Annotated in this window: 19 protein-coding genes; 3 read left to right on the top strand and 16 right to left on the bottom strand. The window is 38.5% G+C overall.

Annotated features, from left to right (window positions below):
* Positions 1-23: 23 nt before the first annotated feature.
* The 7 genes from FJN11_RS05075 to gyrA form a co-directional block, all read right to left on the bottom strand.
* The gene (locus tag FJN11_RS05075; RefSeq protein ID WP_246039361.1) at positions 24-824 is read right to left on the bottom strand and encodes a hypothetical protein; all 801 of its coding nucleotides are present in this window, start codon (positions 822-824) and stop codon (positions 24-26) included.
* Positions 808-2,040, bottom strand: a complete 1,233-nt coding sequence (locus FJN11_RS05080) for a glutamyl-tRNA amidotransferase (RefSeq protein ID WP_140224239.1) — start codon at positions 2,038-2,040, stop codon at positions 808-810. The genes FJN11_RS05075 and FJN11_RS05080 overlap by 17 nt, the downstream gene beginning before the upstream one ends.
* Before the next feature lie 25 nt (positions 2,041-2,065).
* Positions 2,066-3,340, bottom strand: coding sequence for a DUF2130 domain-containing protein (locus tag FJN11_RS05085; protein ID WP_140224240.1), 1,275 nt, complete (start codon positions 3,338-3,340; stop codon positions 2,066-2,068).
* A 95-nt stretch (positions 3,341-3,435) separates the two neighbouring features.
* Entirely contained in the window at positions 3,436-4,716 is a 1,281-nt protein-coding gene (locus tag FJN11_RS05090; RefSeq protein WP_140224241.1) for an O-acetylhomoserine aminocarboxypropyltransferase/cysteine synthase family protein, read from the bottom strand.
* A gap of 147 nt (positions 4,717-4,863) precedes the next feature.
* Positions 4,864-5,661, bottom strand: coding sequence for a formate/nitrite transporter family protein (locus FJN11_RS05095; protein WP_045606724.1), 798 nt, complete (start codon positions 5,659-5,661; stop codon positions 4,864-4,866).
* A gap of 143 nt (positions 5,662-5,804) precedes the next feature.
* On the bottom strand, positions 5,805-6,548 hold the full coding sequence (locus FJN11_RS05100) for a class A sortase (RefSeq protein ID WP_033681684.1): 744 nt from the start codon (positions 6,546-6,548) through the stop codon (positions 5,805-5,807).
* Complete coding sequence (gyrA, locus tag FJN11_RS05105) at positions 6,548-9,016, bottom strand: DNA gyrase subunit A (RefSeq protein WP_140224242.1); 2,469 nt, start codon at positions 9,014-9,016, stop codon at positions 6,548-6,550. Before gyrA ends, FJN11_RS05100 begins: the two co-directional genes overlap by 1 nt.
* A gap of 194 nt (positions 9,017-9,210) precedes the next feature.
* Between gyrA and FJN11_RS05110 the strand changes: the two genes are divergently transcribed.
* Positions 9,211-10,197, top strand: coding sequence for an L-lactate dehydrogenase (locus FJN11_RS05110; protein WP_023942623.1), 987 nt, complete (start codon positions 9,211-9,213; stop codon positions 10,195-10,197).
* A 681-nt stretch (positions 10,198-10,878) separates the two neighbouring features.
* Here FJN11_RS05110 and FJN11_RS05115 read toward each other — a convergent pair.
* Positions 10,879-12,114 carry a tetratricopeptide repeat protein gene (locus FJN11_RS05115; RefSeq protein ID WP_049511092.1) on the bottom strand — a complete coding sequence of 412 codons (1,236 nt, stop codon included), beginning with the start codon at positions 12,112-12,114 and terminating at the stop codon, positions 10,879-10,881.
* On the bottom strand, positions 12,104-13,270 hold the full coding sequence (locus FJN11_RS05120) for an AI-2E family transporter (protein WP_140224243.1): 1,167 nt from the start codon (positions 13,268-13,270) through the stop codon (positions 12,104-12,106). The genes FJN11_RS05115 and FJN11_RS05120 overlap by 11 nt, the downstream gene beginning before the upstream one ends.
* Positions 13,271-13,423: 153 nt before the next feature.
* On the opposite strand from FJN11_RS05120, the gene FJN11_RS05125 reads away from it, so the two are divergent.
* Entirely contained in the window at positions 13,424-14,437 is a 1,014-nt protein-coding gene (locus tag FJN11_RS05125) for a lactonase family protein (RefSeq protein ID WP_070481956.1), read from the top strand.
* Positions 14,438-14,719: 282 nt separating this feature from the next.
* Here the strand turns inward: FJN11_RS05125 and tuf are convergent, their stop codons facing one another.
* Both tuf and FJN11_RS05135 read right to left on the bottom strand, forming a co-directional pair.
* The gene (gene tuf, locus FJN11_RS05130) at positions 14,720-15,916 is read right to left on the bottom strand and encodes an elongation factor Tu (RefSeq protein ID WP_140224244.1); all 1,197 of its coding nucleotides are present in this window, start codon (positions 15,914-15,916) and stop codon (positions 14,720-14,722) included.
* Positions 15,917-16,122: 206 nt separating this feature from the next.
* On the bottom strand, positions 16,123-17,232 hold the full coding sequence (locus tag FJN11_RS05135; RefSeq protein ID WP_070479288.1) for an AI-2E family transporter: 1,110 nt from the start codon (positions 17,230-17,232) through the stop codon (positions 16,123-16,125).
* A 102-nt stretch (positions 17,233-17,334) separates the two neighbouring features.
* Here FJN11_RS05135 and pbp3 point away from each other — a divergent pair, with 102 nt between their 5' ends.
* Positions 17,335-18,576 carry a D-alanyl-D-alanine carboxypeptidase PBP3 gene (pbp3, locus tag FJN11_RS05140; RefSeq protein WP_049493463.1) on the top strand — a complete coding sequence of 414 codons (1,242 nt, stop codon included), beginning with the start codon at positions 17,335-17,337 and terminating at the stop codon, positions 18,574-18,576.
* 189 nt (positions 18,577-18,765) lie between these two features.
* Here the strand turns inward: pbp3 and sdbB are convergent, their stop codons facing one another.
* The 5 genes from sdbB to FJN11_RS05165 form a co-directional block, all read right to left on the bottom strand.
* On the bottom strand, positions 18,766-19,332 hold the full coding sequence (gene sdbB, locus FJN11_RS05145) for a thiol-disulfide oxidoreductase-associated lipoprotein SdbB (RefSeq protein WP_049493461.1): 567 nt from the start codon (positions 19,330-19,332) through the stop codon (positions 18,766-18,768).
* An 11-nt stretch (positions 19,333-19,343) separates the two neighbouring features.
* Positions 19,344-20,051 carry a thiol-disulfide oxidoreductase-associated membrane protein CcdA2 gene (ccdA2, locus tag FJN11_RS05150; protein WP_049500759.1) on the bottom strand — a complete coding sequence of 236 codons (708 nt, stop codon included), beginning with the start codon at positions 20,049-20,051 and terminating at the stop codon, positions 19,344-19,346.
* Between the two features lie 196 nt (positions 20,052-20,247).
* Complete coding sequence (locus FJN11_RS05155; protein ID WP_049493458.1) at positions 20,248-20,667, bottom strand: F0F1 ATP synthase subunit epsilon; 420 nt, start codon at positions 20,665-20,667, stop codon at positions 20,248-20,250.
* A 10-nt stretch (positions 20,668-20,677) separates the two neighbouring features.
* Positions 20,678-22,084 (bottom strand): F0F1 ATP synthase subunit beta, encoded by a 1,407-nt coding sequence (atpD, locus tag FJN11_RS05160; protein WP_000094357.1) that lies wholly within the window; start codon positions 22,082-22,084, stop codon positions 20,678-20,680.
* A gap of 85 nt (positions 22,085-22,169) precedes the next feature.
* A complete protein-coding gene (locus FJN11_RS05165) occupies positions 22,170-23,048 on the bottom strand; it encodes a F0F1 ATP synthase subunit gamma (protein ID WP_070479292.1) in 879 nt (292 codons plus the stop codon).
* Between the last annotated feature and the right edge of the window lie 8 nt (positions 23,049-23,056).

Here is a 23,056-nt window from a genome sequence, read left to right on the forward strand (position 1 = left end):
ACAGATTTTAAAACTATATCAGCTCATTTTTCTAAATACTTCCTAGCTTCCTGAACATAAAAGAGTTCTGGTTTTTCATGAGCGATACTTTCAAACAAACTACGGGCACGAGCTTCATCTCCTTTTAATTGGGCATTGAGAGCGCCATAATAAGAAAACATGATTCGAGCTAGCTTATTTTCTGGTTCAGTAATGTCGAAGTAGTCGTTCGCTTCTTTATTGAACACAATATCTTTTATGGCTTGAGCTTTAGCAACGAGTTTAGCCTTACCATCTTTCGAATCTGGCGCCTTGGACAATTGTTCCTCAAAGAAAGCAATATTTTGCTCATCTTGAATATGGATAGAAGATAGAAAATTATAATATAATTTCTTCAATTCAAATATTTTTCTATTTTTTTTAGAAATATTAGAAAGATTGATATTTGAATATTGACTAAGTGATAATAAAAAATCTCCTCTGAGGTAAGATAATTCTCCTGTGATTAATTCAAAACTTACTTCATTAAATTTCTTATTAAACTTATTGGAATGACTAACATTGTATTCAAAGAAAAATTGATATTTCTTAAAATCAATCAAAACCACCTTCCAATATAGAAGAACTTTCCATGTCAATAAATTTAAAAAGATGCCAATAACTATAAATAATACCGACAAAAATAACAGATAACGTACTGCAATAATATTCTGTTTAAACAATAAAAACAAACCCAAAATTGCTATATAAACTGCAACAACTAATAAATATGTAGATAATCGAATACAAATATTATAAAGAAATTTTACATCTTTATTTGCTAATAATTTAATTAAGCTTTTCAATTTTATAAAAATCCTCCAAATAAAATTGTTTACTAGATTCTCTCTGTAAAAAATTTTCAAAATCACCTTCATCTTCAACTATTGTATACATTCCGTTGTTCACTATAAAATATTCATTATTGATCATGTAGTGTCCATCGGAGAGTCCTGAAAAATCAATGTCATCTAACTTCAATTTGTCACGTTCACTAAGTGTTAAACATAAACGAAGGGCTCCCTCTTTCATATAGTCTTTAAGAGAAATTGCTGCATATCCTCCAAATGCTTGTTTTTCTGGACTAGATGAGTTTTGATTTTGAGCTGCTTTTTCTTTAATAAAAGAAGTGATTCTAAACGAACGTGATATTTGAAAACCTGGGCTAGCTAATGGTTGATCTTCAGCATCAAATACAGATAAATCATAACCTTTCTTTTTTATAGCATCTTCTACTACTGACTTAAAATCTTTTAGAACTATTTGAGCTTCATCACTTGAAACAGCATTTTCTATAAATTCCTTTAGGCCGTAGTCTTGATCAATGAAAGTAACATATTTCAATTTTTGACGCGTGTACTTAGCACCCACTTTTAATGTAACTCCCTTATCGAAAACATCAAAGACACCTACATCGGAAATATTACTATCATAGTATGAAGACTTAAGTGTTAATTCGTAGTTCAACCCCCTAGAATGATAAAACTCTTGTAATTGTTGTACTTTGGCATTATTTCTCAAGTAAGTTTGAATTTCACTGCCTAGAAATGGAGAAAGAGTTCCCGCTAATACTATAATGACTACAAATCTACTCACTTTTTGATTGTACTCAACCTTTTGATAAATCCAATCTAAATACGGAAATAAAAATAATGAAAAAATGAAACTCCAAAGGTCAATATCTTTTATAAAGTCAAAGGAAACGATCATTTTAAACCTTAGCACAAACATCAGAAAAATTGCTAAAAAAATATTGCCAATCAATAGGAATGCAATCAGACATTTCGTTCGATTTTTTGCCTTTATCACATAAGTTATACCTACAATAAGATTGGCTAAAAAGCTAATTCCGTAGCCTAAGACTGTTGGAACAAGGCCAAAAACACCAAATAATAAACTATATCTTGAGTCTGAGTCACCTACCCCTTCAATATTTAAAAGACCATATAGGAGATTAAGAAGAAACACAACTAGTGGTAAATATGCAATATAGACATCCGATAATTTCAAAGTTTTTTTCATAAGAACTCCTGTTTCTAAGGTAATTTTACTCCCCCTTCAATGCTTCAAACTTCGCTTTCATGGTTGGATTTTTTCGAGTCAATTTTTTGACTGAAACATCTTCCAATTTATTGTTTGCGAGGCGAAGTTGGTTTTCAGATGTTGTCAGGAACTTCTTAACCTCTTCCATGCGTTTGATAGCCTTATCAATTTCATCGATTGCTTTACCAAAGTTGGTCGAAGCTGAATTATAGTTCTTAGCAAAGGCCTGTTTAAAGGCGTCCAAATCTTCCTCAAAATGTGTAATATCGATATTTTGCTCACGCACCAAAGCCAACTCCTGCTTATATTTAAGAGAATTAAGCGCAGCATTTCTCAAAAGCCCAATCAACTGGATAAAGAACTGAGGGCGAACCACATACATCTTTTCATACTCGTGACTAACGTCAACAATCCCTGTGTTAAAGTAGTCATTATCGGCTTCAAGCATCGTCACCAAAACCGCATATTCACAGTTCTTTTCACGACGGTCCTTGTCTAATTCCTTGTAAAAATCTGCATTCTTGTGCTTCTTCTCTGTTCCGTCAGCTTCATTTTTCATCTCAAACATGATGGAAATGATTTCGACCCCATTTTCATCACATTCACGGAAGATAAAGTCCCCCTTAGACCCACGCGCAGAAACCTTGTTATCCTTTTCAAAGTAAGCATTTGGAAAGGCAAAACTACGGACCTTGTTAAACTCACTCTCTGCATAGTGTTCCAGACTTTCCCCGATAGCTTTTGTAGACTGCTGTGCCTTGAAATTCTTATAAAATTCGACTTGTTCACTGGCTGCTTTGAGCTGTGCTTCATAGTTTTGCTTAACAGAAGCAAGAGAAAGCTCGTTTTCTTTTTCTTGCAAGAGAAGCTGATTTTTAACCTGGTCTCGTTCTTTTTCTAGGTCGGAGAGGCTCTTCTGTAGTTGATTTTCATGCTCTAAACGTAAGGTCGCCAATTGGTTTTCCAAGGACTGTACTTCCTTATCCTTAGCCAATAAGGCCTGATTGCTTGTCTGTTCAACCTCTTTCTTGGCCAATTCTTTTTCTGTATCAAAGTTTTGGATTTGACTCTGCAATTGAGCAATTTCTTGGTCTTTTTGAGCTAGTTTAGACTGTTGTTCATTCATGGCCTTTTGCTCTGCCAAGGCCAGTTCCTGCTTCATCCGATCGTGCAATTCCTTATCAAACTCTGCCGTTCTCACTTGAGACAAAAGTTCAACATACTGACTTTCATTTACTGTAAAGACTTCCCCACAGTTGGGGCATTTGATTTCGTTCATATCGTTCCTCTTTCTAGACTTCTGTAACCATTATATCATGCCTGAAGGAAAATCAAAAACAGCGAGTCGAAACCCACCGTTTATCTTTTTTTACTTTAAATTTTTTCCAAGGCCAAGCGCAAATCTTCGATCAAATCATCAACATTTTCAAGACCGATTGACAAGCGGATTTGGTTTGGTGTAACACCTGCTGCTTCTAGGTCCTTTTCTGACAATTGACCATGAGTGGTTGTTGCTGGATGGACAACAAGCGATTTGGCATCTGCCACATTTGCTAGGTCAGAAAAGATTTCTAAATGATCAATTACCTTGCGTGCTTCTGCCTCCCCACCTTTGACATGGAAGGTAAAGATTGAGCCCACACCTTTTGGCAAATATTTCTCAGCCAAGGCATGGTAAGGACTATCAGCAAGTTTTGGATAGTTGACTTTTTCTACCTTAGGATGGTTGACAAGGAAATCAACAATTTTCTCAGCATTTTGCACATGGCGTTCCACGCGAAGAGAAAGTGTTTCAAGTCCTTGGAGTAACAAGAAGGCATTAAATGGCGACAAGGCTGCACCTGTATCACGAAGCAATTGAACACGGACAGCGATAATAAAGGCTGCTGCACCCACATCACGAGTATAGCTCAAATTGTGGTAGCTTGGGTCTTCCTCAACAAATTGAGGGAATTTTCCTGAAGCTGCCCAATCAAAACGCCCGCTATCGACAATCACTCCTCCAATTGTCGTACCATGTCCACCGATAAACTTAGTCGCAGAGTGAATGGCAATATCTACACCGTGAGAAAAAACGTTAATCAAATAAGGTGTAGCAAAGGTATTATCGGAAACAAGTGGAATCTGATGTTTATGAGCAATCTCAGCCAATTTTTCCAAGTCAGGAATGTTAATCAAGGGATTGCCCAAGGTTTCAATCAATACAAGCATGGTATTGTCTTTGATCGCTGCTTCCACTTCCTCTAAATTATCCACATCCACAAAGGTTGTTGTGATACCATAACGAGGAAGGGTTTCTTTCAAGAGGTTGAAAGTCCCGCCGTAAATAGTTGATGCCGCTACTACATGATCACCAGCATGGGCAAGCGCCAAAATCGTATAAGTCACTGCGGCCATACCTGATGCGGTTGCAAGAGCTCCGACACCACCTTCAAGAGCAGCGATTCTTTCTTCAAAGGCAGCTGTTGTAGGGTTGGTGATACGAGTATAGATATTACCTGGCTTTCTCAAGGCAAACAAATCGGCACCTTCCTGCGTGTCATCAAAAACAAAGGATGTTGTCTGATAAATTGGCACTGCACGAGACTTGGTAGCTGGATCCACAACTTGACCAGCATGTAGTTGCAAAGTTTCAAATTTAAAATCACGAGTCATAAAACGACCTCCAAATAGTTTGATTAAGGATATTGTAGCACCTTAAGGTATAGTTTACAAATATCAGTTTTCTATATTTTGATATAAGAAATAGCTATTACTCTATTTTAAAAACGAAAAAAGCACGACTCAATCGTGCTCATTTTCTTAATCTACATAAGTATCTTCATTTTTATTGAGGAAGGCATATGGAAGACCAACCAAGAGACCACCACCGATCAAGTTCCCAATGAAGGTTACCCCCCAGTGACGAAGCATATTTCCAACACCGAAGTTAGCAATTGAATCAGCAGCAACACTGAATTTTACAATCGCGAAAGAAGCAAAGTTCGCAGCAATGTGCTCGTTTGTTAAGAATACAAACATGTAAATCGCTGACAACACAAGCCAAAGTTTGGCACCACCATCTTTGACCAAAACAAATGAAAGAATCGCAATATTTACAAAAATATTTGCCAAAATCGCCTCAAGCAAGATTAATTCATTTGAACGGCCTAACTTCATCTCAACAACACCTGAGATGAAACTATCGTGAGTCAGATGTGCATAGGCTGCTGAATGAGCAAAGCCCCAACCTGCTATCAAAGCCCCGATAAGGTTGAACAAGGTACAGTAAAGTAAAATCTCAGCTGTTTTTCTCCAAGAGATTTTTTTCAAGAAACTACCAGCAGTCAAGAACATCATGTTTGATGTTACCAACTCGGCATTCAAGAAAACAATGTAGGCCAATCCCCAAGCAAAGACAAAGGGGAATAGGAAACGTCCACTACCTGGTGCAATTTTATTAATCAAGTCAGCCCCAACTGCACCCGCAGCTGTACTGAAGGTTAAAAAGGCACCTGCGAACATCGAACGAATCGCATACTTAAATTTGCTTTGACTATAAAGACTTTCCTTCTTCTTGCAAGCAAATTCAATCTTTGAGATAAATTCTGAAGAAACCATAATAAACTCCTAAAACTTTTATTTGTGATAATTATATCACAAACTTTAGAATTAAGGAAACGTTTTCTGTATTTCATAAAAGTTTATTTTATGAAAATATTAAAAGAATCAATGAAACTTAATCTTCACTGATTATTTTAGAACTAATAAAATTGTTTATATGGTTGATTGAAGGCTGTCAAAATTTCGTCAGATGTTTGTGAATAATCTTTTGTTTCTTTCAAATCACCTTTTACAATGATCCGCTCAGTAGCTGCTGCATCCTCACAAGTTACTAAAGTAATTTCATCAACACCCGTTCGGTCATCAATTTCATCTACTCTATCTGGTGTAACTCGTTTCACTTCACTAATTTCATAGGTATACACTTTATTCTTATCTGTCAAGTGAATTTTCATCCCTTTTTTCGCACGATCTAGTGGAGAAAAAAGCATCTGACTAGCATTATCACCTGTGAAAATATGATGGCTAGCTAATGAATAATTCCCTTTACCCATTTCTTGGTCACGCTTCATGGTACCCGCACCATATAAAAGATTGACATTTGCAATCCCCTTAAAGATAGGTAAATTAATTTCAAGCTCAGGTATTGCAATTCCTCCGATAACAGGTAATTTTTGATTATCCCATTGAGAGGCTAAAACAGCTTCAGAGGAAATGGCTTTTACTGAATCAAAATCAAAATTTCCCTCTGTGTCCTGATTTTCTTCTATTTTTTCTTTTGATACTTGACTAACTTGGTATTTATTACTATTCCAAGCAATAAAGGCATCACGAATCTTTGCATTAAAAATTAAAGCAATAGAGATCAGTATGAGAAATACAGCCAAGATATTTGTCAGCAGATTTTTTCGTTTGATTTTCTTATTATTCTTTTTATGAGACATTATGCTTCACCTTCTGTTTCGTTTTCTGCCCCAACTTCTTCTTTTTCTGCTGCTGCAACCGTAGTAAAGGTTACAATTTTAGCATCTTGGTCCAGGCGCATCACTTTAACTCCCATAGTTGAGCGACCTGTTTGTGAAATATTGGCAACGTTAGTTCGAATCATGACACCTGTATCAGTGATAATCATCAAATCTTCATCACCTTTAACTGTCAAGAGACCGGATAAAGGACCATTTTTTTCAGCTACATTAGCCGTCTTCATTCCTTTACCACCACGACCTTTTGTTGGATATTCAGTCGCAACTGTGCGCTTACCATATCCTTTTTCAGTGATGATAAGAACCTCGTCCTGGTCTGTGATTACACTGGCACCAATAACTGTGTCCCCCTCCCGAAGATTAACACCTTTTACACCAGTGGCGATACGACTCATGCCACGAACGGCTGATTGATTAAAGCGAACTGCATAACCAAACTTGGTACCAATGATAATGTCCGTATCTTCTTCCGTCAACAAGACATTAATCAGCTCATCTTCATCCTTGAGATTCAAAGCCTTGAGACCATTCTGACGAATGTTAGCAAATTCCTTAACGCTGGTTCTCTTCACAATACCATGACGAGTTGTGAAGAAGAGGTAAGCATCGTCACTACGTTCAGACTCAACATTGATGATGGTCTGAATACTTTCACCTTCATCCAATTTCAAAAGATTAACTATTGGTAATCCCTTGGCAGTACGACCATACTCAGGAATTTCATAGCCTTTCAGGCGATAGACACGTCCTTTATTTGTGAAGAAGAGCAGGTGATCATGGGTACTAGTTGACACTAACTCACGAACAAAATCGTCATCCTTAACACCTGTTCCTTGAACACCACGCCCCCCACGTTTTTGAGCAGTAAACTCAGCTTGGTCCAGACGTTTGATGTATCCTTTGTTAGAAAGAGTGATCAAGACATCAGCTTCTTCAATTAGATCCTCATCTTCAAGACTCAAGACTTCACCGACCATCAATTCCGTACGACGTTGGTCTCCAAACTTACGCTTGACTTCATCTAATTCATCCTTGATAATTTGAGAAACACGTTCCGGCTTAGCAAGAATATCTGCTAAATCTGCAATCAGAGCCAAGAGGTCATCATACTCAGACTGAATCTTATCGCGTTCCAAACCTGTCAAACGACGAAGACGCATATCAAGTATAGCTTGACTTTGACGTTCAGAAAGCTTAAACTTGCTCATCAACTCAGCTTGTGCTTCCGCATCCGTTTCACTAGCACGGATGATACGAATCACTTCATCGATATGATCTAGCGCAATCAAGAGACCTTCTAAGATATGAGCACGCGCTTCTGCTTTTTCCTTATCAAAACGAGTACGACGAACAACCACTTCTTTTTGGTGCTCAATATAAGCATCCAAAATCTGACGAAGGGACAAAATCTTGGGTACACCATTTTGGATAGCAAGCATATTGAAACCAAAGTTGGTTTGCATCTGTGTCATCTTGAAGAGATTGTTGAGGATAACATTGGCTGAGGCATCGCGCTTAACTTCGATAACAAATCGAACACCTTCACGGTTTGACTCATCACGGACTGCTGTGATGCCCTCAATGCGTTTTTCCTGGACTAAACGAACAATATGCTCATGCACCTTTGTTTTATTGACCATATAAGGAAATTCTGTTACAACAATACGCTCACGGCCAGTCTTAGTTTCTTCAATTTCAGTACGTGAACGAAGGACAATCGATCCTTTACCTGTTTCATAAGCCTTATGAATACCTGATTTCCCCATAACAAGAGCACCAGTTGGAAAATCTGGCCCAGGCAAGACTTCCATCAAGTCCTTAGTGGTCACTTCAGGATTGTCCATGAGCAACTTCACAGCATCAATAGTTTCACCCAGGTTATGAGGTGGAATATTGGTTGCCATCCCAACAGCAATACCAGTTGCTCCATTAACCAAAAGATTAGGAAAGCGTGCTGGCAAGACCAAGGGTTCACGTTCATTGGCATCATAGTTATCAACGAAGTCAACCGTATTTTTATTGATATCACGAAGCATCTCTAGAGCAATCTTGCTCATACGTGCCTCAGTGTAACGCTGGGCGGCAGCACCATCACCATCCATGGAACCAAAGTTCCCATGACCATCTACAAGCATGTAACGGTAACTCCACCATTGAGCCATACGAACCATGGCTTCATAGATAGAGGAATCCCCGTGTGGGTGATATTTACCCATGACATCCCCTGTAATACGAGCAGATTTTTTATGAGGTTTGTCTGGAGTAACACCCAGTTCATTCATTCCGTAGAGAATCCGACGGTGAACAGGTTTCAAGCCATCTCGAACATCAGGAAGGGCCCGCGCTACGATAACACTCATGGCGTAATCGATAAAACTCGTCTTCATCTCCTTTGTCAGATTGACATTCACTAAATTTCTATCCTGCATTAATAAATGCCTCATTTCACTATTAGTAATTAACTATATTATACCATAATGTCCGCCATATTTCAGGTATCTAAAATCGCTAAAACGTTTACATCAAGAACTGAAATGTATATCCGTGACAAAGCTTTTTAAAAGTGATAAAATTGAAATAACTGGGGAAACCCCTGAATAAAATTAAGGAGATGTTTAGAATAATGACTTCAACTAAACAACACAAAAAAGTTATCCTTGTCGGTGATGGTGCTGTAGGTTCTTCTTACGCTTTTGCACTTGTTAACCAAGGAATTGCACAAGAGCTTGGAATTATCGAAATTCCACAATTGCATGAAAAAGCTGTTGGTGACGCGCTTGACCTTAGTCACGCCCTTGCCTTCACTTCACCTAAAAAAATCTATGCAGCTCAATACTCTGACTGTGCAGACGCTGACCTTGTTGTGATCACTGCAGGTGCGCCTCAAAAACCAGGTGAAACTCGTCTTGACCTTGTAGGTAAAAACCTTGCTATCAACAAATCAATCGTAACTCAAGTTGTTGAATCAGGTTTCAAAGGTATCTTCCTTGTTGCTGCTAACCCAGTTGACGTCTTGACTTACTCAACTTGGAAATTCTCTGGATTCCCTAAAGAACGCGTTATCGGTTCAGGTACTTCACTTGACTCAGCTCGTTTCCGTCAAGCACTTGCTGAAAAATTGGATGTTGATGCTCGTTCAGTGCACGCCTACATTATGGGTGAACACGGTGACTCTGAGTTCGCTGTTTGGTCACACGCTAACATCGCTGGTGTAAACCTTGAAGAATTCCTTAAAGACACTCAAAATGTTCAAGAAGCTGAATTGATTGAATTGTTCGAAGGTGTTCGTGACGCAGCTTACACAATCATCAACAAAAAAGGTGCAACATACTACGGTATCGCAGTAGCTCTTGCTCGTATTACTAAAGCAATCCTTGACGATGAAAACGCAGTACTTCCACTTTCAGTATTCCAAGAAGGTCAATACGGAGTTAAAAACGTCTTTATCGGTCAACCAGCTGTTGTTGGTGCACATGGTATTGTTCGTCCGGTAAATATCCCATTGAACGACGCAGAAACTCAAAAAATGCAAGCATCTGCTAAAGAATTACAAGCTATCATTGACGAAGCATGGAAAAACCCAGAATTCCAAGAAGCTTCTAAAAACTAATTGTAACTAGGTTCTCATTAAATGAGAACTCCATACCGAAGACAAACATTATTCTAGTGTTTGTCTTTTTTATTTCTCCAGATCTCCTATCCTTAAAAAATTTGAAACCTCTGCAAAATACTTTTCAATGCAAAAAAGTTTCCCGCCCTGTTTTCCGTGGTTTTTCCGATCTAAGTCAATCTTAACTTCCACATAAACTTAGCTTGATTATCAAAACTTTGTGAGTATATTTGCGGTTATTGGATACGATTCAGTCATAGATGAAGGAAAATCAATAACTTGTCCAATCTGACTAAGAAAATGTTCTTGCGGAACGAGTTCATCTAGCGTGTAAAAGACAACCTGATTGCGGTTATTGTCTGGATTTTCTTTATGAAACATAGGAAACATCTCACAACTTTTCTGACATCTATTATACGACTTTAGAAAAAATGCCCTTAGAAACTTTTAGTCTAAGGGCTTTGTTTTCAGTCTGAGTTTCTTATAAAATGAGAACTTTTCTTTTTATTGTTATAAAATCTAAGATTGTGCTTTTAAAAATATTACTTATCTCACTTCTTATGTATTGTATTGTAAATTCGAATACAAACACAATAACTCAAATATACTCTCACCATACAATAGATAAAATAACCTGTAGATGATACTATGAAAAATGATAAGATATAGCTTTAAAACATTTTATTCCTGCAATCTCTCATACAATTCTTGCATTTGTACATCATCTGGAACCAGTTTTAAGTAAGCTTGCGCATTGACTTTTGCTTCTTCAAAATAACCCAATTCACGCAAGAGATAGATATAGGGTTCCAGAAACTCTGGATTATCCTTTAAATCTCCTGCCAACTCTTGATAATGCTCGTAGGCAGTATCCAAATCGTCCATTTCTTGATAGGAACGAGCAATCATCCACTTGGTCAAAAGATTCTCTGGCTCATCATTTTGCAAGTCTAGAATGTCCTCATAACGTTCCTGTTCTAGATAAATAGTGGCTAGACGGAGTAAGATTTCTTCCGTATCCTCAGCGTCTTCTTTTGCAGTAAGGAGGTAGTTTTCTGCACCACTGGCATCATGCAATTCATAAGAGAATTGTGAAGCAGCCAGCAAGAGGCGAGTTTCAAAGGGATTTTTCTCTAAGCCTTGCTTAGTGATACGCAGAGCTTCTTGAACTTGATGTTCCTTATGTAAGGCCTGACTGTAACCATACTCATATCCTTCAAAATCAGGTGAAATGGTATCAAGTTGCTTAAAGTAGAGGACAGCTTTTTGGTATTCTTCTCTATCAAAGTAAAGACTGGCCAACTCAAAAGCTGTTAGGTCATCGTATTCTAACTCCAGGGCTTTTTCTAAAAACTCTGTAGCTGTTTCAAATTTCCCTAACTGGGCATAGGCAAAGCCAATCCGTTGATAGGTAGAAATGCCTGTTTGCTCATAAATAGTACGATTATCTAACTGGGCATAGCCTTGAATAGCTTCTTGGTAATTTTCCAACTCACTATCCAACTCTGCTAATCCCAATATCAAGAGAGGATCTTCTGAGTAAGTCAAGGCCTCCAATAATTTCTCACGCGCCACATCTGTCAAACTTTCCAGCTGGTAAAGGTCTGCTTTAAGTGCCAAAGCTGAAACATACCAGTCACTGTCTGCTTGGATTTCTTCAAGATAAGCAAAGGCTTCTTCGATTTGACCATCCTCGCTAGCAATTGCTGCTAGATTAAGATTAACCTCTGGAAAATCCTCTACGATTTTCAGGTAAATTTCCTTTGCCTGAGGATAAAAACCAATCCCTTCAAGATAAGTAGCTAACTCATACAGAAGGTCACTTGGATCATTTTCTAAAGCTTTGACGAAATAGTGCTCAGCCTTGGTTAAATCTTGCTCTTCCAAGGCCTGTAACATCTGTTGACTATTGTTCACTCTTGATTTCCTCTCCCTCTAGTTCATATAGGCCACTGACTACCTTATACCATTCAAAAATGGCTGAAATGACAACTTTAGCAGAGGCATAAACTGGAATACCGAGCAAGACTCCCCAGATACCAAACATGGATCCTGAAGTTAACAAGACAAAAAGAACATTAATAGGATGGATGTTTAATTGACTTCCCAAAATCAATGGAGAGACAAAACGGCCTTCAATAGTTTGTTCTACGATAAAGACAAACACTACTTTTAAAAGCATGACTGGCCCAGCAATCAAGCCCAATACTAGGGCAGGAAGCATGGCTAAGAAGCTACCCAAATAAGGAACCAGATTTAAAATACCAGCAGTAACCCCCAACGTAACTGCATAGCGTAAACCAATAATCTTGAAGAAGATGATAAACATTACTGCTACAATAATAGCCACTGTTACTTGTCCTCTAACATAGTTGGACAACTGTTGATTCACATCTGACAAAACCTGTCCTACAGGTTCCTTCAATTTCGTTGGCATGAATTGGGTTAAATAGTTACGCAAGCCTTTCCCATCACGCAAGAGATAAAAGAGCATGAAAGGAACGATAATCAAGGCAACAATCACTTGAGAAGCCCCGCTAATAAAGGCACTCACCCAGTTGACTGCCTGTGAAGAAACTTTACTTGCCCAAACTGTAGCCTGACTTGAGAAGTTTGTCAAAACTTGCTCTAACTGAGGCCTGAAATCATCTGGCAAACGCTTGGTTACCAAATCATCAATAACGCGATCAGCATCTTCCAGGTAGACCGGAACATTCTTAGCAAATGTTAAGACCTGACGTTGCAGATTTGGAATAGCTACTGCCAAGCCCCAAATGATAAAGATAGCGATGATGACAAAGACAATACTGATTGCTATGACGCGATTAATCTTATGCTTCTCCATCCAGTCAACAATAGGATTCAACAAATAATATAGCAAACCGGACAGAATAACTGGCAACATCACAACTGCCAAAAAGTCCAAAACAGGTGAAAATAGAAAACTAATCTTACTCAAAATAAACAGATTGAGTCCCAATAACAAGGTTACTAAAAATACCGTGATGGCCTTGTTATCCAAAAACCACTTGAAAAACCAAGATAGGCTAAAATGTTTCTCTTTTTGTTCCATAAATAATTCCTTTCTGTCATTCTCTCATTATACCATTTTTAAATCAAAATAACTCTTTTTTAAAGTGCTTACATACTACTCAATTGCACCGCATAGCATATTATAAATTCATTTTGTGATATAATAGACTTATCTTTATAAAGAGGTAAAGTTATGAAAGAAACTGTTTATTTTGGAACTTATACACGTCGGACTTCCCAAGGGATTTACAAGGCAGACTTCGATACAGAAACTGGTCAGCTTTCAAATCTAGAACTTTTTGCAGCTGAGCCAAGTCCGACCTACCTTGCCTTTGACCAACACCAACATTTATACACTGTTGGTAGTCAAGACGATAAGGGGGGGATTGCAGCCTATCAAACTGATGGAACCTTATTAAATCATGTCGTGGAAGAAGGAGCTCCCCACTGTTATGTTGCCGTTGATGAAAAGCGTGATTTGGTGTACGCAGCAAACTACCACAAGGGACAAGTCCTTGTTTATAAACGTCAGGAAGATGGTCGTCTTCTACTTAGTGATGTGGATCAACACAGTGGCCAAGGTCCACATGAAAATCAAGCTTCTCCACATGTTCACTATACAGATTTAACACCTGACCACTATCTAGTGACTTGCGACTTGGGAACTGACCAAGTCATCACTTATGATCTTGATCAAGAAGGAAAATTATCTAAACTCTATACCTATCACAGCCAGCCAGGAGCAGGCTCACGCCATATTATTTTCCATAATCATTATAAAATTGCTTATCTCATTTGTGAACTTAATAGCACTATCGAGGTTCTAATCTACGATGGTGTTGGCGAATTTGAACGCATGCAAGTCATTTCAACTCTACCAGACGGTTATGAAGGCTTTAATGGTACTGCTGCTATTCGTCTCTCTAAAGACGGTAAATATCTCTACGCTTCTAACCGTGGTCATGATTCTATCGCAGTATATACAATCCTTGCGGACGGTAGTTTAGAGTTGTTAGAAATCGTTCCGACTCATGGTCAGACTCCACGTGATTTTGATTTGACACCAGATCAAGAATTTGTCATTGCTATCCATCAAGACTCTGACAATGCAACCGTCTTTAAACGCAATCCTGAAACTGGTCGTCTAGCAGAACTTTCTAATGACTTCCATGTCCCAGAAGCGGTCTGCATCAGATTTGCTAATTAACATAATTATAACTGACCAACTAATGGAGCTACACACCAAAGACAAACATCATTTTAGTGTTTGTCTTTTTTATATCAACAAATTACTCCCCCAAAAAAAGATGGAACCTTTCTCAAAACAATTTTTCCATGAAAAGTAAAAATATTTCACAGCCATCATTTATTTGTCTCACACCTAACGGAGCTAGACGGACTAATAGTGACATAATGAAAAAGAACCTTGCAAAGCAAGATTCTTTTAGTGTCTGACTTAAATAATTGTTCTTCTGGGAACTAAATCGAATTAAGCTTCGATTTCTGTAACCATACCTGAACCAACAGTACGTCCACCCTCACGGATAGAGAATGTAGTACCTTGTTCTACGGCGATTGGGTGGATCAACTCAACGACGATTGTCACGTTATCACCAGGCATTACCATTTCAGTACCTGCTGGAAGTTCGATTGAACCTGTAACGTCAGTAGTACGGAAGTAGAATTGTGGACGGTAGTTGTTGAAGAATGGAGTGTGACGTCCACCTTCTTCTTTAGTAAGGATGTAGACTTCACCTTTGAATTTAGTGTGTGGGTTGATTGAACCTGGTTTAGCGATAACTTGTCCACGTTCAATTTCATCACGTTGAACACCACGAAGAAGGACACCTACGTTATCTCCGGCAAGACCTTCGTCAAGTTGTTTACGGAACATTTCAACACCAGTAACAACTGCTTTTTGAGTTTCTTCTTTGATACCAACGATTTCGATTTCGTCGTTGACTTTAACGATACCACGGTCGATACGTCCTGAAGCAACTGTACCACGTCCAGTGATTGAGAATACGTCTTCGACTGGAAGAAGCAATGGTTTGTCAGTGTCACGTTCTGGTTCTGGGATGTACTCATCAACTGTGTTCATCAATTCCATAACGATATCTTCGTATTTAGAGTCACCTTCAAGGGCTTTAAGAGCTGAACCTTGGATAACTGGAAGATCGTCACCTGGGAAGTCGTATTCTGACAATAGGTCACGGATTTCCATTTCAACCAATTCAAGCAATTCTTCGTCGTCAACCAAGTCAACTTTGTTCATGAAGACGATAAGGTGTTTAACACCAACCTGACGTGAAAGAAGGATGTGCTCACGAGTTTGTGGCATTGGTCCGTCAGTTGAAGCTACTACAAGGATAGCTCCGTCCATTTGAGCAGCACCAGTGATCATGTTTTTAACGTAGTCCGCGTGTCCTGGAGCGTCGATGTGAGCGTAGTGACGTTTTTCAGTTTCGTACTCAACGTGCGCAGTGTTGATTGTGATACCGCGTTCGCGTTCTTCTGGAGCAGCATCAATAGACGCATAGTCTTTAGGTTGGTTAACTGATGAAGGCAAGCGACGTGCCAAAACAGTTGTGATAGCTGCAGTTAGGGTAGTTTTACCGTGGTCAACGTGTCCGATAGTACCAATGTTAACGTGTGGTTTACTACGATCGTATTTTTCTTTTGCCATTTGAGTAAAAGCCTCCAATAAAATATATTTTATAGATAGACAGTAGGCAATACAGTCTAACTTTCCTTACTATTTTATCAAATTTCAGCTAAATTGCAAGTGTTTTACAAAGTTTTTGTGAATTATTCTTAATCTACTAATCTAAACGACACTTCTGCTCCTATCACTTAGCTAAACAAAAAGAAAAATCAGGAATTTCCTGACTTTTACTTAGCTAATTCTCTTTCTCGTTCTTTCATTATTTTATGATTTTCATACAAACGTGATAAAAACTTAGAAATTTCTTTCAAGATAGAATAGGTTGGTACTGCGACAATCATGCCAATGACACCATAGATATTACTTGATAACAAAAGCAATACTAAAATCGTAATTGGATGAACCTTCATTACCCCACCAACGATTCGAGGGTAGAGGATATTTCCATCTACTTGTTGAATAATCAGCATATAAACAACTGCAATCAGCATTCTATGAGGATCAGTAAAGACATTAGCGATAATCATTGGAATCAAGCCAATACTTGGTCCTACATAAGGAATGAGATTGGCTAATCCTGAAAAGATGGCGAAGACCAATGCATATTTTAAACCAATAATACTATATCCAATAAAGGCCAAACACCCAATAATAATCGCATCAATTGCAACTCCACTAATATAGCGAGCAATTGTCGCATTCAAATTCTTTAATAGGCCTGCAATATGTAGCTTATCTCTCTTTAAAACAGTACGTTCAAGCATCGGCAAGAACTTGTTACCGTCTAACAAAAAATAAATTAAGAACACAGGGGTCATGATAATAATCAAAACGGTACTAAAGAGCGCAGATAAGACACTTCCAACACTATTCGTCACACTATTTAAGATATTTTGTAGAATATCTACATAGGATAGATTTAATTGTTGAATTGTCGCTTGAATATCTAAATTTTGAAAGGCTGGATAAGTAGATAAATCCACAATCAAATCTTGCAAACGACTATAAATTGTCTGACTTGTTGCTATCAAACTGGTCAACTGATTAATCAAAATCGGTAAAAGATAAACTACCCCAATAACTAGCCCCCAGACCAAGGTACACAAGGTTAGTAAAATACCAATGATACGGTTAATTTTGAAATACTTTTGTAAAAAATTTACAATAGGATTGGTCAAATAATATAAAAAACCACCTAAAAGAAAGGGAATCATTATAGTGTTTGCAACGCTTACAAAAGGTGTAATAATCGCTCCCATCTGTCTCCATAAATAGAAGATGATGGTTAATAGTAAAATCTCACTGGTCCAAAAAAATAATTTATTCTTACGAAACATGAAGTACCTCCATTCATCTATTTTACCACACTTTCAAAAAAGCTTCTTTCTTCTATCATGAAACTGGGAATATTTTTTTCTTTATGATAGAATAAACTTACTATGAAAAAAATAATTTTAACTCTTTTAAGCCTTTCCATTATTGGCTCAGCATCTACTGTTGCTGCTCAAGATTTTAATATTGCTGCTAAACATGCAATTGCTGTTGAGGCAAATACTGGTAAAATTCTCTATGAGAAAGATGCAACCCAGCCAGTTGAAATTGCTTCAATCACAAAGTTAATTACTGTTTATCTTGTCTATGAAGCCTTGGAAAACGGCAGTATTACACTATCAACTCCGGTAGATATTTCTGATTATCCTTACAAATTAACGACAAATTCTGAAGCGAGTAACGTTCCTATGGAAGCTCGTAATTATACCGTCGAACAACTACTTGAGGCAACCCTGGTATCTAGCGCCAACAGTGCGGCTATTGCGCTAGCTGAGAAAATTGCAGGCTCAGAAAAAGATTTCGTCGATATGATGAGGGCAAAACTCTTGGAATGGGGAATTTCGGATGCAACTGTTGTCAATACGACGGGGCTTAACAATGAGAGTCTAGGTGATAACATTTACCCAGGCTCTAAAAAAGATGAGGAAAATAAGCTCAGTGCTTATGATGTCGCTATCGTTGCTCGCAACCTCATCAAAAAATACCCACAAGTCTTAGAAATCACGAAAAAACCTTCTTCTACTTTTGCTGGAATGACAATCACTTCTACCAATTACATGTTAGAGGGTATGCCTGCTTATCGCGGTGGTTTTGATGGATTAAAAACAGGGACCACAGATAAGGCTGGAGAGTCTTTTGTTGGTACTACTGTCGAAAAAGGCATGAGGGTTATCACAGTTGTTTTGAATGCGGATCATCAAGACAATAATCCTTACGCTCGCTTCACAGCTACATCTTCACTAATGGATTATATCTCTTCTACATTCACACTTCGCAAAATCGTTCAGAAAGGTGATGCCTATCAAGATAGCAAAGTCCCTGTACAAGACGGAAAAGAAGATACAGTCACTGCTGTTGCTAAAGATGATATTTCTCTAATTGAACGTATTGGGAATCAATCTTCTCAATCTGTTCAATTCACACCTGATTCTAAGGCAATTCCAGCACCACTTGAAGCCGGAACAGTGGTTGGACATTTGACTTATGAAGACTCAGACTTGATTGGTCAAGGTTACATCACCACAGAACGTCCTAGTTTTGAAATGGTAGCAGAAAAGAAAGTAGAAAAAGCCTTCTTCTTAAAAGTTTGGTGGAATCAGTTTATCCGCTTTATCAACGAGAAGCTATGATATAATAAACTTCTTAAAGCTAAAAAATAAATATTATGTTTAAAGAAAAAGAAGGGGAATCTGTATAATACAGAACTCCCTTCTTTTTTAAACTTAATTTATTGATAGCAAAAATCCCCTAAATCTTAGATTAATACTATCTAAAATCTAGGGGATTGATTGTATAAATACTATTTTAAAATCTTGATTCTAGTTCATTTCTTTAAAGGCTGCTTCTGCATCCTCGTTGCTGATGACACCAAATTGAATCTTTCCAATCTTTCCTTGACTATCAATCAGGTATTCTGTAGGAATGCTTCGAATTTGATAAGCTTGGAAGGTGGTTCCTTTTGTGTCATAAAGTACTGGGATATCTTTATATCCTTGATCTTGGAACCATTGTGGAAATTGCTCGACAGTTTTTTCACCTTGAATTCCTGGTGCAATGACACTAAGAATTTCAAAATCACGATCTGGTTTCGCTGCTAATTCCATCAACTCAGGCATACTTTTCTTACATGGACCACACCATGAAGCCCAAAACTTCAAGTAGACTTTTTTCCCCTTATAATCAGATAACTTAACTTCTTTACCATCCATAGATTGCAAGGTGAAGTCTGGAGCATCTTTTCCAACAGCAATTTGTTGTACAGGCGTTTGTTGCTGTTGTTTTGGGGATTGTTCTGGTGCTTGAGTCTTTTTAGTCTCTTCCTCGCCACAGGCCATCAATACAACTAGTGACAAGAGGCTTAAGCCAGCAAACATTACTTTTTTCATCTTTTTCTCCTTTATTCAAAAATACCAGCTAGAACATTTACTTGTCCTAATAGTAACAAAATTCCCATTAAAATAATGAGGAAACCACCAATTTTCTTCAGTAGCATCATATGACGCTTGATTTTACTAAAATAAGGCATTACTACACCTGAAGCTAGAGCCAAAACTAAGAAAGGAATGGCCATCCCAAGAGTGTAAATTAGGGTATAGATAGCTCCTTGCCAAGCGCCATTGCCTCCAGAAGCCGCAAGCGCTAAAACAGAACTTAAAACTGGACCAATACAAGGCGTCCAACCAAAGCTAAAAGTAATACCGAGTAAAAAGGCTGACCAATAACGATTGGCTTCTGATTTCTTAAAAGTAAAGCTTTTTTGAACCTCTAATTTCTTAAAATGAAAAATTTCCATCTGGTGAAGGCCTAAAATGATAATAATTGTTCCCATGGTATAGCGAAACCAATTGGCATAGAGAATGTTACCAAAGTAACCAGCACCGAATCCTAGAATAAAGAAAATGAGTGAAATGCCTGCGATAAAGCAAAGAGTTCGAATCAGACCTGACCAGGCAACCTTTCTCCCAAACAAAGAAAAACTTTTTGCGCTTTCTTGATCATCCAATAAAATTCCAGTATAAACAGGTAACAGAGGGAAAATACAAGGGGAAAAGAAGGACAAAATCCCTGCTAAAAAAACGGAGATTGAAAATACTATCGTTTCCAATAAAAAACCAACTTTCTTAATAATTCTAATTCTATTTTACTATAATCAATTTCATTTGTATGATTTCTGCTACGCAAATTGAACTATGCAATCTTTTAATTATCTTTTATATCTCTAGACAATTCTAATTTTGCATCAGTTTTGCTCCCTAAGAAAACATAAAAAATGAACTTGGTAACTCAAGTTCATTTTTTTCTTATAGTCTATTTCCGACATTAATACGGTTAATGGCACGTTGCAGTGCAATCTTCGCACGACGTTCTTGGTCAATCAAGTGTTTGTCGTGTGCTTCTTCAATTTCACGCTCTGCTCGAAGTTTGGCACGTTCTGCACGACTAACGTCGATATCACGAGCACGTTCTGCAGAGTCAGCAACAATTGTGACAACGCCATTGGCAACTTCGATAACACCCCCGTTTACTGCAATCCAGTTCACGTGATTTTCATCATCTACACGTTTAACCTTAACCTCATCCACTGCTAAAACTGCAATCATATTTTCATGTCGTGGCAAGATTCCCATCTCACCATCCAGAGTTCGAACTGATACAAAGCTGGCATGGTGATCATAGACGAGACCATCTGGTGTCACGATCTGGACAGTTAACTGAGCCATAGATCACCTCTTAAAATCCCATTTTTTCAGCTTTTGCAATCACATCTTCGATAGAACCTACACCACGGAAGGCATCTTCTGGCAAGTGGTCGTGTTTACCATCAAGGATTTCCTTAAAGCCACGAACAGTTTCAGCAACTGGAACATAAGAACCTGGCTGACCAGTGAATTGTTCCGCAACGTTGAAGTTTTGCGACAAGAAGAACTGGATACGACGGGCACGAGCAACCAAAGTCTTTTCTTCATCAGAAAGCTCATCCATACCAAGGATAGCAATGATATCTTGCAATTCATGGTAACGTTGAAGGACTCGTTTTACTTCAGCAGCAACTGCATAGTGCTCTTCTCCAACGATTTCAGGTGCCAAGGCACGTGAGCTTGAAGCAAGTGGGTCAACGGCTGGGTAGATACCCAATTGTACCAACTTACGTTCCAAGTTAGTTGTTGAATCCAAGTGAGCGAAGGCTGTTGCTGGCGCTGGGTCAGTATAGTCATCCGCTGGCACATAGATAGCCTGGATAGAGGTTACAGAACCCTTTTTAGTTGATGTAATACGCTCTTGCAATTGACCCATTTCCGTAGCAAGTGTTGGTTGGTAACCAACGGCTGATGGCATACGACCCAAAAGGGCAGATACTTCTGAACCAGCCTGAGTGAAACGGAAGATATTATCGATAAAGAGAAGCACATCTTGGCCTTCTACATCACGGAAATATTCAGCAATTGTCAAACCAGTAAGCGCAACACGCATACGTGCTCCTGGTGGCTCATTCATCTGACCAAATACCATGGCTGTTTTCTCGATAACGCCTGATTCTTTCATTTCCCAGTAAAGGTCATTACCCTCACGAGTACGTTCCCCAACACCGGTAAATACTGAAATACCACCGTGTTCTTGGGCAATGTTGTGAATCAATTCTTGGATTAAGACGGTTTTACCAACTCCGGCACCACCGAAAAGTCCAACCTTACCACCTTTAAGGTAAGGGGCAAGAAGGTCGATAACCTTAATACCTGTTTCAAGGATTTCAGAAGAGGTAGACAACTCATCAAAAGTTGGAGCTTTTTTATGAATTGGCTGACGCTCTGCATCTTCTGTAAAAGGAGCTTCCAAGTCAATGGTATCTCCCAAAACATTGAAGACACGTCCTAAAGTTTCTTTACCTACTGGTACAGAGATTGGACGACCTGTGTCCAATACTTCCATTCCACGAGTCAAACCATCTGTTGATTCCATGGCGATAGTACGGACCATACCATCTCCCAACTCCAAGGCTACTTCAAGGACGATTTTTGTTTTTCTTTCGTCATTTTTGTAGACGACAAGTGCATTGTTAATCTCAGGAAGTTTTTCCCCTGCTGCAAACAAGACGTCTACAACGGGACCGATAACCTGAGCAATTTTACCTGAACTCATCTCCTTCTCCTATTCTATATAAGATACTGTCGGTCCCTAGCTTAACTAGGTCCTAAGTTCATTTTCATACGAGCTGGACTAGTGCCTATTCTAAGGCACTAGCTCCTGCTACGATTTCTGTAATTTCTTGTGTAATCGCCGCCTGTCTGGCACGGTTATACTGAATTGTCAAATCATTAATGACTTTCTTAGCATTATCTGTCGCTGTTTGCATGGCAGTCATACCCGCAGCATTTTCAGCTGTCTTAGCATCGATAATAGCCCCGTAAATCATACTTTCTGCAAACTGAGGCAACAACTGCTCCAAAATTTCTTCTCGACTAGTTTCCAACTCAAAGGTCAAACTGTAACTGTCATCCGCTTCATTTGGATCCAAGTCAACAATCGGAAGCATTTGCTCCACACGCATTTGACTGGTTAGCGTATTGACATGGTGGTTATAGCAGACATAGAGTTCATCAAAAAGTTCATTTTGGTACATTTCAACAGTTTTTGAAATAATCTTACGAACTTCATCAAAGCTTGGTTGATCTGCCAAGCCACGTAGTTCATAAAGTGGTTGAATACCACGAGCTTTAAAGAAATCAGCTCCCATTCCACCAATACAGATCATTTCAAAACCTTTACCGTCTGGATGGTATTCCTCCTTCAACTCCATAATAGCTTTCAGAATAGAAGAATTATAACCTCCAACCAAACCTCTGTCTGAAGTAATGACGATATAGCCTGTCTTCTTAACTGGACGGCTAATCAACATCGGATTGGTTGAACTGCCAGCTCCATTCCCATGAAGAATATCCGTCAAAAGTTTACGAACTTTCTGAGCATAAACTTGGAAGTTGCGAGCAGCTTCTTCAGAACGACCTAGCTTAGCAGCTGATACCATCTGCATGGCATTAGTGATTTGACTCGTATTTTTTGTTGAGGCGATTTTTGTTTTAATATCATTTAGAGATACTGCCATCTGACACC

The organism is Streptococcus symci, from assembly GCF_006385165.1.
GTDB classification, from domain to species: domain Bacteria; phylum Bacillota; class Bacilli; order Lactobacillales; family Streptococcaceae; genus Streptococcus; species Streptococcus symci.